Below are 14,101 nucleotides of genomic sequence, written 5' to 3'. Positions count from 1 at the left end.
CGGGGTCAGTGGGCCTCTTCGTCGGCGGTCGCGTCCATGTCGGCCAGCCCCCGCCAGATCTCCGCGGTGACACCGACCGCGCCGTCCGTGTCGCCGTTCGCGCAGGCCCCGATCAGCCGCTCGTGCAGTCCGGTCGAGCGGCAGGCGGTGCCCTCGCCGAAACGGCGTCGCTCCAGACGCCGGATCAGCGGGGTGTAGCGGATGATCGTGGCCGCGGCCGCCCGGTTGCCGGCGGCGCGGACCAGGACATCGTGCAGCTCGTCGTCGGCGCGCAGGGCGGCGTCCACGTCACCTGCGCCGACGGCCGTGGCGAACCGCTCGTTGGCCGCCCGCATCGCCTCGACGTCCGCCGCGAACAGCCGGGGCACCCCGATCCGCGTGACCAGTTCGTGCATGGCGCCCACCACGGCGGCGGCATCCCGGACATCGCCGGCCACGACCGGCGTCACCCGCGTGTAGCTCTGCGGCTTGCTCTCCATCAGCCCCTCGTCGACCAGCCGGCTGAAGGCCTCGCGCACCGGCGCCCGGGACAGCCCGAGCCGCTCCGCCAGCTCGGCGTCGCGTACCACCGCGCCCGGCTCGATCTCCCCGGCCACGATGGCGTCCCGGATCGCTTCGTAGGCACGGTCCCGGAGCAGGGTGCGGCGCACGGGCCGTAGGGCGTTCATGGATTGAAATGTTAGATGTCAATCTGCGGGGCAGGCAAGAGCCGGGCCCGCACAGGAGTGCGGGCCCGGCTCACCTCACCTGGTCACCCGGCCGTCAGGCGGCCCACGGCCAGTCCGCGTCCCGGGCGCCCTCGAGCAGCGGCACCATCCGGAAGGCCGCGTCCGAGAGGCCGCCGAAGGCGTGCCGGTTCCCCTTGCCGGACGGGCCGTGCCCCGCCCGGTACCCGGCCAGGTTCCAGGTGTAGACCGGCACATCCGCCGGAACCTGCTCGGTCGGGTCGCCGTGAGCGCTGTACGCGTACTGCTCGTCGGTGACGATCAGCACCCGGTCGTGGCGGCGGTAATGGCGGCGCACCGCTGCGACCGTGTCGGTGCCGCCCAGGTCGCCGAAGCGCTCCAGGATCTTCAGCACCGACTCACCGGCGCGGAACTTCACGCGCTTGCTCGACGTCCCGAACTCCACGAGATCCGCGTCCACCGCCCGCAGCGCGAGCGCCGTGCCGAAGATCGCCGCCGCGTCGGCCCGGTTGAGCTCCGAGCGGTCGGAGAGGCGCGAGTAGAACATCGAGCCGGAACGGTCGACCAGCACCAGCGTCCGGCCGGGCAGCGCGGGCACGTTCGCCAGCGAGTGGCCGAGCGCCCGCTCCAGCGGGTACGCCCAGCGCAGCGAGGGCGCGTGCCGGTACGCGGCGAGGTAGCGGAAGGGGAACTGCCGCGAGCGCGCCACCTCCGCCGGGTCGCCGATGCGTGCGGCGACCTGTGCGGCCACCTCGTCGGACACGCCGGCCTGGTCGAAGTTCCGCAGGTTGCGGACCAGCGCCATCGCCCCCATGGACGGGATCACCGCCTCCCAGGCCGACTTGTCCATCGGCCCCTGCAGCCAGCCCGCCAGCGCCTCCCAGGTCATCCCCGCCGCCGCGAGCCGCTCGGCGCCGTCCCCCGACGTGACGACCGCCCGTCGCTCCCCGGCCGGAAGCGCCATCAGCGCCCGGTGCGCGGTCAGGATCTGGTCCGACTCGGGCGGTACGGCGGTGTCGGGGTTGTGCCGACGGTCGAGGGCGTACCGGAACAGCTCGCCCTGCCACGGCTTCGCGGGGTCCGGGGCGGCGTGCACCAGGTTGAGGATGTCGCCGAAGCGGTAGCCCCTGGACGCCGTGTCGTACTTCAGCAGGGACGGGCCGTTGTAGAGGCGTCGTACGGCGTCGGCCACGCCGCGCTTGACCGGCTTGGGGACGTTGCGGCCGTACGTCGCCGTCCAGTATGCGAGCAGTTCGCCGGGCTCGTCGGGCCGCCGCAGCACGGAGGCCACGACCTGCCGGTTCGACGGACCCTCGGTGGCGCTCGCGTCCAGACGCGCCTTCACGTACTCGACGGCACCCACGATCGACGCGGTACGGAGGTTGCCCTCGCCCCGCAGCCAGCCCAGCAGGCCCGCCGTCCAGAACGGGTCGCTGACGGCGAGTTCGCGCACCAGCGTGGAGAACCGGTCGTCCCGGCCGGCACCGGTCTCGTAGAAGGTCTGCTGCGAGACGAGGTTGGCGACCGACAGCAGGAAGAGTTCGGAGCGCGCGTCGCGCTCACGGCCGCGGCCGCCCTCGTACGTACGCAGCACCCGGCCCGTCGACGTGACGCGCGAGGTGGGCTGCGCCTTGGCGGCCTTCTTGTTGAATCGCGCCATGGTGAATTCCCCCCGAATTCCTGTGGGTGTTCCGGAAGGAGACGCAGCGAATCAATGAGGAGGGTGCCCGAGATCAGGAGTCGGCGACGGACTTATCATCGGACGCTCTTCCCCTTGAGCTACACCGGCCCTGGGCCGGTGACGGGACTCGAACCCGCGACCTTCCGATCCCTGAAGTAACCGTTGCCTGCGCACCGGGCACCCACCATGAGCTGCGCCTCCCGAGATCAAGTCGGCGGCGGCGTGGATTCTTTGGAAGAGAAGTAGCCGCTGCTGTCGCACCGGGAGGTGCGTGCCGTTCTGATCTCACTGTAGGAGGCGCAACTCGGAAGGGGCGAGCGAATTAACTATCCACGCTTCTGCCGCTTCCAGGGGCCGGTGATGGCGAGCATGATGCCGGGCGTCTGGATGTTGGCGAAAAGGGTCCGGCCGTCGGGCGAGAAGGTGACGCCGGTGAACTCGCTGTATTCCGGAGCCGCTTCGGTGCCGATGTTGAGTTCGTTGCGGGCGATGGGATACGTGCGGCCGCTGTCGGTGGCGCCGAACAGGTGCTGGACGCCCTCGCCGTCCTCGGCGATGACGAGGCCGCCGTAGGGGGAGACGGTGATGTTGTCGGGGCCGTCGAAGGCGCCGTCGACGGACGGGTCGGGGTTCACGCCGAGCAGCACCTTCAGGGTGAGGGTGCGCCGCTTGGGGTCGTAGAACCAGACGGCGCCGTCGTGCTGGACGGGGCTCTCGTCACGGGCGTAGGAGGAGACGATGTAGGTGCCGCCGTCGCCCCACCACATGCCCTCCAGCTTGCGGGCCCGTGTGACCTGGCCGTCGGTGAACTGCTTGCGGACCGACACCGTCCTGGCGTCGCGGTCCGGGACGTCGACCCAGTCCACGCCGTACACCGTGCCGATCTTCGTGGCGCGGGAGAGGTCGTCGACGAACTTGCCGCCGGAGTCGAAGCACTTGAAGGCCTGCAGGAAACCGGCGTCGTCGGCGAGGGTGCGCAGCCTGCCGCGGCCGTGGCGGAAGCCCTCCGGCGGGGTCCAGCGGAAGAGCAGGCCGTTGGGGCCGGAGGCGTCCTCGGTGAGGTACGCGTGGCCGCGCTTGGGGTCGATGACGACCGCCTCGTGGGCGTACCGGCCGAACGCCTTGACCGGCTTGGGGTTGCGGTTGGCGCGGCGGTCCTCGGGGTCCACCTCGAAGATGTAGCCGTGGTCCTTGGTCATGCCGTTCTGGCCGGCCTTGTCCTCGGTCTCCTCGCCGCTGAGCCAGGTGCCCCAAGGGGTGGTGCCGCCCGCGCAGTTGGTGGAGGTGCCGGCGATGCCGACCCACTCGGCGACGTGGTCGTGGCCTACCTCGACGACCGTGCAGCCACCGGCCGCCGCCGGGTCGTAGACCAGACCCTCGGTCAGCGGCACCGGGTAGGCCCAGCCGGAGCGGGGGCCCTTGAGCTCGTGGTTGTTGACGAGGAGCGTCGCGCCGCGCGGGCCGTCGAAGGTGGCGGTGCCGTCGTGGTTGGACGGGGTGATCTCGCCGGACTCCAGCTTGGTCCTGCCGCTGTAGGTGATGACGCGGTACCGGAAGCCGGCGGGCAGGGCGAGGATGCCCTTCGGGTCGGGGACCAGCGGTCCGTAACCGATGCCGCGGTGGGCGGCCGCCGACTCCTCACCCAGGTGCTCGGTGTCGGTGGACGCGAGGGCGTTCGGTGCGGTGGCGAGCGCGCCGACACTGCCCGCCAGCGCGACCCCGGCACCGGTGATCGCGGATTGTCTGGCGAAGTCCCTGCGGGTGAGCGACATGGTGTCTCCTGTGCGGTGGGTCTGCCGTGGAGGGTGGCGGAGCTCGGTATCGGCGCCACCGTCCCGCCCGGGCCTGAACGGAAGTTGAACACCGGGCGACTTCACCGGCCCCTCTTCCATGAACGCGCAATCCCCCACCCAACGACACCAAAAGAAAGCCACCGAGCGAGGGAACAAGCCCCAAGAGGAACGCGGGGAACCACACAACCGCCGGCACCCCAAAAGGGGCGCGGGGAACTGCGCCACCAGCCACAACCCACCCACAGCCGACCGACCACCCACCCCCACAGCGGCACCGGGAACCACGCAACCTCCGGCACCCCAAATAGGGGCGCGGGGAACTGCGCGACCAGCCACGACGCACCCGCAGCCGACCCACAGACCTCAGCCGCCCCGTCCCGCGCCTCCCCCGCCCAGGCCGACCGCCCAGGTCAACGGTGGCCAGGGCCGGTCAACGGCGACCGAGCGGTCAACCCCCTTGCTGCGACCGCGCCTTGAACGCCGCCTTCCGCGCCTCCTTGGCGATCCGCTTGTCCGGGTGCAGCCGCCCCATCGCCTCCAGCACATCCGCCGTCGCGGGGTGCTCCACCCGCCACGCGGCCGCGAAGAACCCGCTGTGCTGCATCGCAAGTCCTTCCACCAGTGCCCGCAGTTCGTCCGAGTTGCCCTCGGCGGCGAGCTGCGCGGCAAGCGTGTCGACGGTCAGCCAGAACACCATCTCCTGAGACGGCGCCGGCACGTCGGACGCGCCCCGCTCGCTCAGCCAGACCCTGGCGAGCCCGCCGAGTTCGGCGTCGTCGAGGACCTCCCGCAGGGCCGGCTCGGCCTCGGCGCCGACCAGCGACAGCGCCTGCTGGCAGCGCAGCCGCCGCAGCGGCGCACCGGCGTCCGCCCCGCGTGCCGCGGCCAGCAACTCGCGTGCCGCGGCCAGCTGTTCGCGACGCGCCAGCCACTGTTCGGTCTCGGCCTGGGCGGCGGCCGGCGGGAACAGGGAGGTCCCGTCGAGCAGCGCGTCGGCCCCCTTGTCCGCGAGATCTCCGACGGCGGGCGCCCCGAACCCGGCCTCCAGCAGCCGCGCCCGCAGCCCGTACAGACCGAGCGGTGTCAGCCGCACCATGCCGTAGCGGGTGACGTCCGTCTCGTCGACCGGGGCGGCGGGCTCCTCCTCCGCTTCGGCCATCAGCGCCTCGTCGACCGGCTGGTACTCGACGAGGCCGACCGGCGCCAGCAGCCGGAACTGGTCGTCCAGCCGCATCATCGCGTCGGACACCTGCTCCAGCATGTCGTTGGTGGGCTCACCCGTGTCGCCGGGCACGATCATGGAGGCGGCCAGCGCCGGCAGCGGCACGGGCACCTCGCCCGGGCCGTCCTCGCCGACCGTGAGCAGGTACAGGTTGCCGAGCACGCCGTCCAGGAACTCGGCCTCCGCCTCGGGGTCCCAGTCCAGTGCGGAGAAGTCGACCTCGCCGCCCGCGTCCACCGCGTCGACCAGGTCGTCGAGGTCGGGCACGCTCGCGTCGGCCAGTACCGCCTCCAGTGCCGCCTGCCAGACACCGAGCACGTCCTGCGGCGAACCGCCGCTCAGCAGGGCCAGGTCCTCGCCCGCCACGACGGTGCCCGCCTCCTCGTCGACGACCTCGACGAGCCCGGCGTCCAGGGCGACCCGCCACGCCTCACTCGCGAGGGCCGCCGCGTCGTCCCCGCTCAGCCCGAGGGTTTCGGCGGCCGCCGGCAACTGCTCGTCCACGAGCCCACCGCCGGCGTCGACCCGGGTGTCAGGACCGGCCCAGCGGGCGAGCCGGACGGCCCGGGAGAGCAGTGGCGTGGACAGGGCGTCCCGCGCCAGCTCCGCATCGGGGTGCAGCCTCACCGGCGGCAGGGGGGAGCTGTCTGACATCGGGTGTTTCTCCTAGGCGCCTTGGAAGGGAAGCCCATACGGCTCAGCCGCTCAGCCTAGACGGATTTCCACCCATGCCGCCCGGTTCATCTCTCGGTCAGGTCTCGTACGTGGCCGAAACCTTGACAACTCGACTGGCCAGGCAGGAGATTGACGCGCGTAGAAAACCAGCGGACAGCTGTTCACCGTAATTTCTACGCGCGTCGCCTCCGCCCCACCGGTCGCGTCGGCTCCCCGTTCGCGTTCCGCCCTCGTCCCGGCGTTCACGTATGTCCCCGGAGGGATCCCGTTGCCGAGCAAGTCTTCCGCGCGCCTCGCCGCGCTCACCGTCGCCGCCGTATGTTCCGCGGCGTCCACCGTCGCCCTCACCTCGCCCGCGCACGCGGACTCCGTGCGCATCCATGACATCCAGGGCAGCACCCGGACGTCCCCGTACGCCGGCCGGCAGGTCACGGACGTGGCGGGCATCGTCACCGGCGTGCGCGCCTACGGTTCGTCCCGGGGTTTCTGGATCGAGGACCAGACCCCGGACGACAACCCGGCCACCAGCGAAGGTGTCTTCGTCTTCACCAGTTCCGTGCCGAAGGTCGCGGTCGGCGACTCGGTCACCGTGACGGGCACGGTCTCGGAGTTCGTGCCCGGCGGTGCGGCCGGCGGGAACCAGTCGGTGACGGAGATCACCAAGCCGACCGTGACGGTCCTCTCCAGCGGCAACGCCGTCCCGGCCGCGAAGGTCGTCGACGCCCGGTCGGTCCCGGCGGCCTACACGCCGGCCGGCGACCCGGCCGCGGGCAACTCGGTCAACGGTCTGACCCTGAACCCGGCGAAGTACGCCCTCGACTACTACGAGTCGCTGGAGGGCATGAACGTCCGGGTCGCCGATGTCCGGGTGGTCACCGCCACCGACCCGTACACCGAGCTGTGGGTGACGGTGAAGCCGCGCGAGAACGCGAGCCGGCGCGGCGGCACGGTCTACGGGTCCTACGACTCCCAGAACACCGGCCGGCTGCAGATCCAGTCCCTGGGCGCGACCGCCGACTTCCCCAAGGCGAACGTCGGCGACACCCTCACCGGTACGACCGCGGGCCCGCTGGACTACAACCAGTTCGGCGGCTACACCCTCGTCGCCAACGAGATCGGGGCTCTCCGGAGCGCCGGGCTGGAGCGCGAGACCACACAGAAGCAGAGGCGCGGCGAGCTCGCGGTCGCGACCTACAACGTCGAGAACCTCGACCCGTCCGACGCCACGTTCGAGGAGCACGCCTCCGCGATCGTGAACAACCTGAAGTCGCCCGACATCGTGTCCCTGGAGGAGATCCAGGACAACAACGGCGCGACGAACGACGGTACGGTCGCCGCCGACCAGACGGTGCGCAAGCTGATCGACGCGATCGTCGCGGCCGGCGGCCCGGCCTACGAGTGGCGGTCCATAGACCCGGTCGACGGCGCGGACGGCGGTGAGCCCGGCGGCAACATCCGTCAGGTGTTCCTGTTCAACCCGGAGCGGGTCTCCTTCACCGACCGGGCGGGCGGCGACTCCACGACCGCGGTCGGCGTCACGAAGGTGCGCGGCAAGGCGCAGCTGACCGTCTCCCCGGGCCGGATCGACCCGGCGAACACGGCGTGGAAGGCGAGCCGCAAGCCGCTGGCCGGCGAGTTCGTCTTCCGCGGCCGTACGGTCTTCGTGATCGCCAACCACCTCAACTCCAAGGGCGGGGACCAGGGGCTGACCTCGCAGTACCAGCCCGTGGCGCGCAGCTCGGAGACCCAGCGTCATCTCCAGGCGACCGCGGTGAACACCTTCGTCAAGCAGATCCTGGACACCCAGAAGAACGCGGACGTCATCGCGCTCGGCGACATCAACGACTTCGAGTTCTCCGACACCGCCAGGATCCTGGAGGGTGACGGCGAGCTCTGGTCGGCGATCAAGTCGCTGCCCAGGAGCGAGCGTTACACCTACGACTACCAGGGCAACCAGCAGGTCCTGGACCAGATCCTGGTCAGCCCGTCGATCCGGCGGGACTGCGGCCTCGAGTACGACAGCGTGCACATCAACTCGGAGTTCAACGACCAGATCAGCGACCACGACCCGCAGGTGCTGCGGTTCGAGCCGTAGCGGCGGCGCTCAGGACTGGCTGAAAACACCCTTCAGCCAGTCCTGCCAGGCGGCTTCGTCCGCCTTGGCGTCGGCGTCCGGGGCGAAGTCGTGGACGCTGACGCCGACCGTGTGACCCCAGTGGTTGCGGCCGAAGAAGCGGACGAGGGTGTCGTCGGTGCGCAGTCCGATGAAGTACGGGTCGCGGTAGTCGACGACGGCGGCCAGGGTCCGGCCCGCGGGGCCGTGCGCCTGGACCCGCTCCCCCGCGGCGGTGTCGTCGGTGAGCCCGAGCGCGCGCCCGACGGTGGTCAGGGCGTCCGAGGACCTGGCGCCGTCGGGCCCGTCGAAGGTCGTGAAGGCGACCGGGAGGCCGTCGAAGTGGGTCAGGTACTCGCGCAGGGTGTGCAGGTAGAAGTCGGTGTGCTTGGCGGCGCCGTCGTACTGGTTGTCCCAGTCGTCGACGAAGATGCCGCTGTGCACGTACCGCACCCAGGCACGGCCCCCCTCGCGCGGCTCGATGGTGTAGTCGAGCTGGTTGAGGGTCTGCTCGGAGATGCCCTCGACGTCCTCGACGCGGTTGGTGTAACGGTGCGGCGGGTCCCAGACGGTGACCTTGGACCCGAACGGGCCCCGGCCGCCCTCGCGCGGCTCCGGTGCCTCCATCGGCCACAGCCAGCCGCCGGTGCCGGCGGTGAAGGCCTCCCACACCTGCTCGGGCGTGGCGTCGACCTCGAACTCGCGGGCGATCTCGAATTCCTTGGGCATGGTGAGCTCCTGAGTCCTACTGGTCCAGTGCGGGGGCGGGCCGGCCCTCGGCCGTGGCCCCGGGCTTGAGGGTGGGATGGACGGCGACGACGATCCGGTGGTCCCGGCCGCCTTCAGCGTCCGGAGTGTCGTATGTGCGGATGAGCGCGGTGACACCCGCGGTCAGTTCCTGGATGAACGCGGCCCGGTCGGCGGCCGAGGCGAAGCGCACCTCGCCGTCCAGCGCGTAGGTGGCCAGCCGCTTCCGTGCCTTCTCGGCGCCGGTGATCAGCGAGCCGACGTCCCGTACGAGCCGGGCGCCGAGCGCGAGCAGCCAGCGTGCGGACAGCTGGTCGCGGAACCGGTCCGGGTCCGGCTGTACGGCGGCGAGCGCGAGCGGCGAGATGACGTACGACGCGGCGGTCGCCCGCATCAGCCGCTCGGTGACGTTGCCCTTGCGGCGCTCACCGGCCAGCTCGACCAGTCCGTGCCGTTCCAGCGTCTTGAGGTGGTAGTTCACCTTCTGCCGGGGCAGCCCGACCTTGCCGGCCAGCATGGCCGCCGAGGCCGGTCCCGCTGCCAGTTCGGCGAGCAGCCGGGCCCGTATGGGGTCCAGGGAGACGGCGGCGGCCTCGGGGTCCTCGATCACGGTGACGTCCTGCATGAGTCCACCGTCCCACCGAACAATTTTTTTGTCCAGACGGTTTCAGCTTTCGGTGGGTGCCGCGCCCAGGAGCCGTGTCCCGACAACACGCGAGTGGGCGTGGACCGCCTCCGGTATCACCGGTTCGCGATCCACGCCCACTCGTGACGTGCCCCGGGCCTGCCGCCCGCTCGTTCCGTCCCTCGGCTACCGCCCGCCGCGCCGCCGTATCACGCCCGCCACCACGACGAGCCCCACCAGGGCACCGACGACCAGCACCGGTCGCGGATTGCGCAGCCCGGACCGGACGACGTTCTGGACGGGCTGTGGGGTGCGGTGCTCCACGACCTCACCCGCGTGCGTCGCCTTGCCCTGGACGGTGTGACCGGCGTGCAGTGCCCGGCCCTGGACGGTGTGACCGGCCTGCGCGGCGGAGCTGCGCAGCTGCACGCTCATGGCGCCGGCCTTGTCCCGCAGGTCGGCCGCCCGGGCCAGCGCACGGCCCTTGATATCCGTCTTCGCCGCCAACTCCTCGACGGTGTCGCCGAGTTGGCTTCGTGTCTGCTCGATCTGCCGTCGCAGCTCATCGGGCCCCTTGGCGCCGGCCGCCTGCGCGGCGTCCGCTCCCGTGCCCCGTGCCGCTGGCCTGTCTGTCATCGGTGCGCCCTTTCCTTGATTGCCTCGACATCGGCCTTGACGCTGCCGAGGGCCTGCTCGGGGGTGGGGGGTGCGGCGCGGCGGAACTGGGCGCGGCCGGACGCGGCCAGCACGGCCGCGATCACGAACAGCACGGCCGTCACGATGAGCGCCGCGGCCCACAGGGGCAGCACCAGCGAGAGGGCGGCGGTGCCCGTGCCGGCCAAGGCCAGCAGCCCGGCGTACGCGACGGCGCCCGCGGCGCCCAGCAGCCCGCCGCCGCGGCTCGCCCGCCGACCCTTCTCGGCGAGCTCCTCCTTGGCGAGGGCCACCTCCTGCCGTACGAGGCGGGAGAGCTGCTCGGTGGCTTGTCCGACGAGTTCGCCGACGGAATGGTGCTCGTCGCGCACGGACTTCGGTGTCACGGTCCCGGTCACGGTCACCGCCTCCTCTCGGTTCGGAACATCCGGGTACCCGGACGGGCCCCCGCTACCCCTGCCGTCCGCCGTCCGGCCCGGCCTCGCCGAACCGAGCCAGCTGGGTCTGGAACCAGTCGAGCCGCGCCTGCAACAGAGCTGCCTCCGCGGCGAGTTCGGCAACACCGAGCCCGTCCGTCCCGGTGGGCTGTGGCGTACCGACGCTCCCGGCGACCACCCGCAGTCCGTCCCCCGCCAGCCGGGCGAAGGAGGCCAGCGACACGGACGTACGCCCGTGGACGCACCCGGCGCAGGAGGGCGCCAGCGCGCGCCGGCCCGGTCTGCCCCAGCCGGCGTCGGCGAGCGCCGCGGCGACCGCGCCGCACGCGCAGGGTCCGACGGTCGCGACGCGCACCCGCTGGCGGGCGTACCGGAAGCCCTGCTCGAAGCGGATGTAGGCGCCCAGTACGGAGACCTCGAGCAGGGCGGCCGTCCGGTGTTCGGCGGTGCACAGCAGCGCCTCGGCCGCCGCACGCTCGTGCACGCAGTGGAAGCCGCAGTCGCAGCGGCGGTGCGGGGCGCGGTGCCGCAGGCCGTAGACGCAGGACGCGTCGGCCAGGACGCCGTACGGCAGTGCGGCGCCCAGCGACACCCCGGTGAACCCGGCCCGGGTGCCGTCGTGGGACAGCACCGGGTGGGCGATCTTGTATCCGGTCGGCGGCTCCGCCGGACGTTCCTCGGGGAGCCGCAGTCTCATCGTGCGGCCGGTGCCTCTTCGGGCGCGGGAGCCGCCGGCTCCGCGATCTCCTCGGGGGCGCGCAGTTCCTCCTCGTGGATCTGCGGCCGCTCTTCCGCGACGCCGGTGGCGAGTGCCTTGCCGAGCTTCATGGAGCCTCCCGTGGCGAGGTGCCGATGACCGTTGTGTCCATGGTGCCCCATGAGGAGCGGTATTGGACATAGGGCCTACCTCGCAGCATCCCTTACGCATATCTCGTAGAACATTTAAGTGGAGCTTCACCGTCGTGCGGCCGACACTACTCCCATGACGACACCCCGCTCCTCCCCCGGCCCGTTCGGCCGCGCCCTCTGCGCGATGATCACCCCCTTCACCGACACGGGCGGGCTCGACCTCGACGGAGCGCAGCGGCTCGCCGACCGACTGGTGTCCGCCGGCTGCGACGGCCTGGTGCTCTCCGGTACGACGGGCGAGTCACCGACCACCACGGACGCGGAGAAGACCGCGCTCGTCACGGCGGTCCGGGAGGCGGTGGGCGAACGCACGTCGGTCGTGGCCGGGGTGGGCACGTTCGACACCCGGCACACCGTCGAACTCGCCCTGGCGGCCGAAAAGGCGGGCGCCGACGGCCTGTTGGTGGTCAGCCCCTACTACAGCCGGCCCCCGCAGGAGGCGCTGGAGGCGCACTTCCGGGAGGTCGCCGACGCGTCCGGGCTGCCGCTCATGCTGTACGACATCCCCGACCGGACCGGCACCCGGATCGAGCCCGACACGGTGATCCGCCTCGCCGGCCATCCCCGGATCGTGGCGGTCAAGGACTGTTCCCACGACTTCCTGGGCGCGCAGAAGGTGCTGGCCCGCACGGAGTTGGCGTACTACGCGGGCTGCGACGAGCACAACCTCGCCCTGCGCGCGGTCGGCGCCGCCGGTTACGTCAGCACCGTGGCGAACCTGGTGCCCGCCCAACTCCGTGCGGTCCTGGACGCGTTCGAGGCGGGCGACACCCCCGTGTCCGCCCGCCTCCAGCAACGCGCCACGCCCCTCATCGAGTCGGTGATGGCGTCCGGCCTGCCCGGCACGGTCACCGTGAAGGCCCTCCTCACCGAACTGGGGCTGCCCGCGGGCCCGGTCCGCTCCCCGCTGCTGCCCGCCGGCCGCGAGGCGGTCGACGGGCTGCGGGCGGTGTACGAGGAGTTCGTGAGCGCCGGCTGACCGGTTCAGCGTTCGGCGAAGACCGGTTCCCAGCGTCCAGCGGCCCCGTCGTTGCCCTTGCGGAAGCCGCTGAGCGGTACCTCCTTGTCGCTCCCGATGGTGACCAGCACGAGCCGCTGGTGGAACTCGTTGGAGCCCGGCGTGATGTCCCACGCGATGAGGGACTTCTCGCCTGCCCAGGCGAGCAGTTGCTGCCCGCGCACCTCGGTCTTCCTGCCGGTGTCGGCGTCGAGGACCCAGGAGGAGGTCGGCCATTTCTGGCCGGCGAAGTCACCGGCGACCAACCGCCCGTCGGGCGACTTCCACGCGTCGACGAACCACGACAGGTACTTCTCGCCCGCCGGCACGGAGACCTCGGCTCCCTTCAGGTCGTAGAACTGCTTGCCGATGTCCCCCATGGGGTTCCCGGCCCAGACGTACCGGCCGTCGTGGGTGAGGGCGAAGTCCTGGCGGGAGTTGATGAAGCCGCCGCTCAGGGGGTCGTTCGGGTCGCCGCCGAGTTTCACCTCGCTCCAGGAGCCCTGACCGGAGGCCACGTCGAGGACGTAGAAGCCGGTGCGGCTCGACGGCTGCTCCGGCGACCAGTCGTCGGAACCCTGGGACTTGACCCGCCGGTCGGGGTTCTCGCCGTAGGTCGACGCCACCAGTCTGCGGCCGTCGCGCGAGAAGGACAGTCCCCCGACCCCGTGGTCGACCGGGATCCACCGCTCCACCTTCCCGGTGGTCAGGTCGAGCAGGCCGATCCGGGAGGCGGGCAGGTTCCGCTCCAGGACGGCGGCGGTCTTGAGGCCGGGGGCCACGGCGACGTAGGACCACTTCGTGGTCTTCACGTATTTTCCGGTCTTCTGGTCGAGCAGCCAGTAGGTACGCTCGGTGACGGCCTCGGTGGCCGACTTCTTGACGGTGCTCGGGATGTAGTAGGCAGCGAGCGCCGTCCGACCCGCGGCGATGAGGTCGCGCGGCGGCGACTGCTGTGGATGGGCGCTGGTGCCCTCCTGCTCCACGACACCCGCCGGACGTACGTCCTCCTTGCCGGAGTCGAGCAGCGGCACCGCCACCGCGACGGCGATCACCGCCACGGTCGCCGTGGCGGCCGCGGCGAGCCTGCGGGTGCGGCGGCGCCTGCGGGCGGCGACCACCCGGTCGGCGAATCCGGCTCCCGCCACGGACTGTTCGGCGGCCTGCTCGCGCAGGGCGTCGCGCACGAGTTCCTCGACGTTCACGGACGCACCTCCAGGGGCGAGTAGTCGCGGGACGGCTCACGCTCCGCGTCGGCGGGGCCGAGTGCGGCCAGTTCCGGTGACAGGGAGCGCAGCCGGGCCAGGGAGCGGTGGGTGGTGGACCGCACGGTGCCGACGGAGCAGCCCAGCAGTCGGGCCACGTCGGCCTCCGGCAGATCCTCGAAGTAGCGCAGCACCAGCACGGTGCGCTGACGCGCGGTGAGCCGGGACAGCGCCTCGCGCATCACGAGGCGCAGTTCGGCCGCGGCCGCCGCGTCGGCGCCGGCCGCGCCCGCCTCGGGCGGCTCGGCGACGCTGACCTCCTGCCGACGCCACTTGAGCTTGTTCCGCTTTGACGGA

At 71.8% G+C, this 14,101-nt stretch carries 13 protein-coding genes and 1 pseudogene; 2 read left to right on the top strand and 12 right to left on the bottom strand.

Translation table 11 applies throughout. The features are described 5' to 3' along the window. Positions 1-5 precede the first annotated feature (5 nt). The 4 genes from OG985_RS34715 to OG985_RS34700 all read right to left on the bottom strand — a co-directional run bounded on the left by OG985_RS34715 (position 6) and on the right by OG985_RS34700 (position 6,036). On the bottom strand, positions 6-668 hold the full coding sequence (locus tag OG985_RS34715; RefSeq protein ID WP_371672315.1) for a GntR family transcriptional regulator: 663 nt from the start codon (positions 666-668) through the stop codon (positions 6-8). A 94-nt stretch (positions 669-762) separates the two neighbouring features. Beyond that, positions 763-2,346, bottom strand: coding sequence for a TROVE domain-containing protein (locus OG985_RS34710; protein WP_371672314.1), 1,584 nt, complete (start codon positions 2,344-2,346; stop codon positions 763-765). Positions 2,347-2,693: 347 nt separating this feature from the next. After that, on the bottom strand, positions 2,694-4,139 hold the full coding sequence (locus OG985_RS34705) for an alkaline phosphatase PhoX (RefSeq protein WP_371672313.1): 1,446 nt from the start codon (positions 4,137-4,139) through the stop codon (positions 2,694-2,696). A 469-nt stretch (positions 4,140-4,608) separates the two neighbouring features. Next, on the bottom strand, positions 4,609-6,036 hold the full coding sequence (locus tag OG985_RS34700) for a hypothetical protein (protein WP_371672312.1): 1,428 nt from the start codon (positions 6,034-6,036) through the stop codon (positions 4,609-4,611). Between the two features lie 289 nt (positions 6,037-6,325). Between OG985_RS34700 and OG985_RS34695 the strand changes: the two genes are divergently transcribed. Next, the gene (locus OG985_RS34695) at positions 6,326-8,152 is read left to right on the top strand and encodes an endonuclease/exonuclease/phosphatase family protein (protein ID WP_371672311.1); all 1,827 of its coding nucleotides are present in this window, start codon (positions 6,326-6,328) and stop codon (positions 8,150-8,152) included. A gap of 9 nt (positions 8,153-8,161) precedes the next feature. Here the strand turns inward: OG985_RS34695 and OG985_RS34690 are convergent, their stop codons facing one another. From OG985_RS34690 to OG985_RS34665, 6 genes are all read right to left on the bottom strand, one after another. Beyond that, positions 8,162-8,899 carry an SRPBCC domain-containing protein gene (locus OG985_RS34690; RefSeq protein ID WP_371672310.1) on the bottom strand — a complete coding sequence of 246 codons (738 nt, stop codon included), beginning with the start codon at positions 8,897-8,899 and terminating at the stop codon, positions 8,162-8,164. A gap of 16 nt (positions 8,900-8,915) precedes the next feature. Beyond that, the gene (locus OG985_RS34685; RefSeq protein WP_371672309.1) at positions 8,916-9,542 is read right to left on the bottom strand and encodes an ArsR/SmtB family transcription factor; all 627 of its coding nucleotides are present in this window, start codon (positions 9,540-9,542) and stop codon (positions 8,916-8,918) included. Between the two features lie 186 nt (positions 9,543-9,728). Next, positions 9,729-10,178 carry a DUF3618 domain-containing protein gene (locus OG985_RS34680; protein WP_371672308.1) on the bottom strand — a complete coding sequence of 150 codons (450 nt, stop codon included), beginning with the start codon at positions 10,176-10,178 and terminating at the stop codon, positions 9,729-9,731. Beyond that, on the bottom strand, positions 10,175-10,594 hold the full coding sequence (locus tag OG985_RS34675) for a phage holin family protein (RefSeq protein ID WP_371672307.1): 420 nt from the start codon (positions 10,592-10,594) through the stop codon (positions 10,175-10,177). Before OG985_RS34675 ends, OG985_RS34680 begins: the two co-directional genes overlap by 4 nt. A gap of 52 nt (positions 10,595-10,646) precedes the next feature. Beyond that, on the bottom strand, positions 10,647-11,330 hold the full coding sequence (locus OG985_RS34670) for a hypothetical protein (protein WP_371672306.1): 684 nt from the start codon (positions 11,328-11,330) through the stop codon (positions 10,647-10,649). Further along, positions 11,327-11,461, bottom strand: coding sequence for a hypothetical protein (locus OG985_RS34665; protein ID WP_371672305.1), 135 nt, complete (start codon positions 11,459-11,461; stop codon positions 11,327-11,329). Before OG985_RS34665 ends, OG985_RS34670 begins: the two co-directional genes overlap by 4 nt. A 154-nt stretch (positions 11,462-11,615) precedes the next feature. On the opposite strand from OG985_RS34665, the gene dapA reads away from it, so the two are divergent. Beyond that, positions 11,616-12,521, top strand: a complete 906-nt coding sequence (dapA, locus tag OG985_RS34660; RefSeq protein ID WP_371672304.1) for a 4-hydroxy-tetrahydrodipicolinate synthase — start codon at positions 11,616-11,618, stop codon at positions 12,519-12,521. A 5-nt stretch (positions 12,522-12,526) separates the two neighbouring features. Here the strand turns inward: dapA and OG985_RS34655 are convergent, their stop codons facing one another. Next, on the bottom strand, positions 12,527-13,744 hold the full coding sequence (locus OG985_RS34655; protein ID WP_371672303.1) for a YncE family protein: 1,218 nt from the start codon (positions 13,742-13,744) through the stop codon (positions 12,527-12,529). Next, positions 13,741-14,091, bottom strand: a pseudogene (locus tag OG985_RS34650) (sigma-70 family RNA polymerase sigma factor); the annotation flags it as partial. The pseudogene OG985_RS34650 and the gene OG985_RS34655, both read right to left, overlap by 4 nt. Positions 14,092-14,101: the final 10 nt, after the last annotated feature.

Origin of the sequence: Streptomyces sp. NBC_00289 (assembly GCF_041435115.1) — a bacterium.
In the GTDB taxonomy this organism is placed as follows: Bacteria; Actinomycetota; Actinomycetes; order Streptomycetales; family Streptomycetaceae; genus Streptomyces.
This window is presented reverse-complemented; position numbering and strand designations above follow the sequence as displayed.

Bases quoted from the DNA above. Each gene is read 5' to 3' on its own strand.
- OG985_RS34710 (WP_371672314.1), bottom strand. From the start codon at position 2,346: ATGGCGCGATTCAACAAGAAGGCCGCCAAGGCGCAGCCCACCTCGCGC.
- OG985_RS34680 (WP_371672308.1), bottom strand. From the start codon at position 10,178: ATGACAGACAGGCCAGCGGCACGGGGCACGGGAGCGGACGCCGCGCAG.
- OG985_RS34700 (WP_371672312.1), bottom strand. From the start codon at position 6,036: ATGTCAGACAGCTCCCCCCTGCCGCCGGTGAGGCTGCACCCCGATGCG.
- OG985_RS34685 (WP_371672309.1), bottom strand. From the start codon at position 9,542: ATGCAGGACGTCACCGTGATCGAGGACCCCGAGGCCGCCGCCGTCTCC.
- OG985_RS34670 (WP_371672306.1), bottom strand. From the start codon at position 11,330: ATGAGACTGCGGCTCCCCGAGGAACGTCCGGCGGAGCCGCCGACCGGA.
- OG985_RS34705 (WP_371672313.1), bottom strand. From the start codon at position 4,139: ATGTCGCTCACCCGCAGGGACTTCGCCAGACAATCCGCGATCACCGGT.
- OG985_RS34665 (WP_371672305.1), bottom strand. From the start codon at position 11,461: ATGAAGCTCGGCAAGGCACTCGCCACCGGCGTCGCGGAAGAGCGGCCG.
- OG985_RS34715 (WP_371672315.1), bottom strand. From the start codon at position 668: ATGAACGCCCTACGGCCCGTGCGCCGCACCCTGCTCCGGGACCGTGCC.
- dapA (WP_371672304.1), top strand. From the start codon at position 11,616: ATGACGACACCCCGCTCCTCCCCCGGCCCGTTCGGCCGCGCCCTCTGC.
- OG985_RS34690 (WP_371672310.1), bottom strand. From the start codon at position 8,899: ATGCCCAAGGAATTCGAGATCGCCCGCGAGTTCGAGGTCGACGCCACG.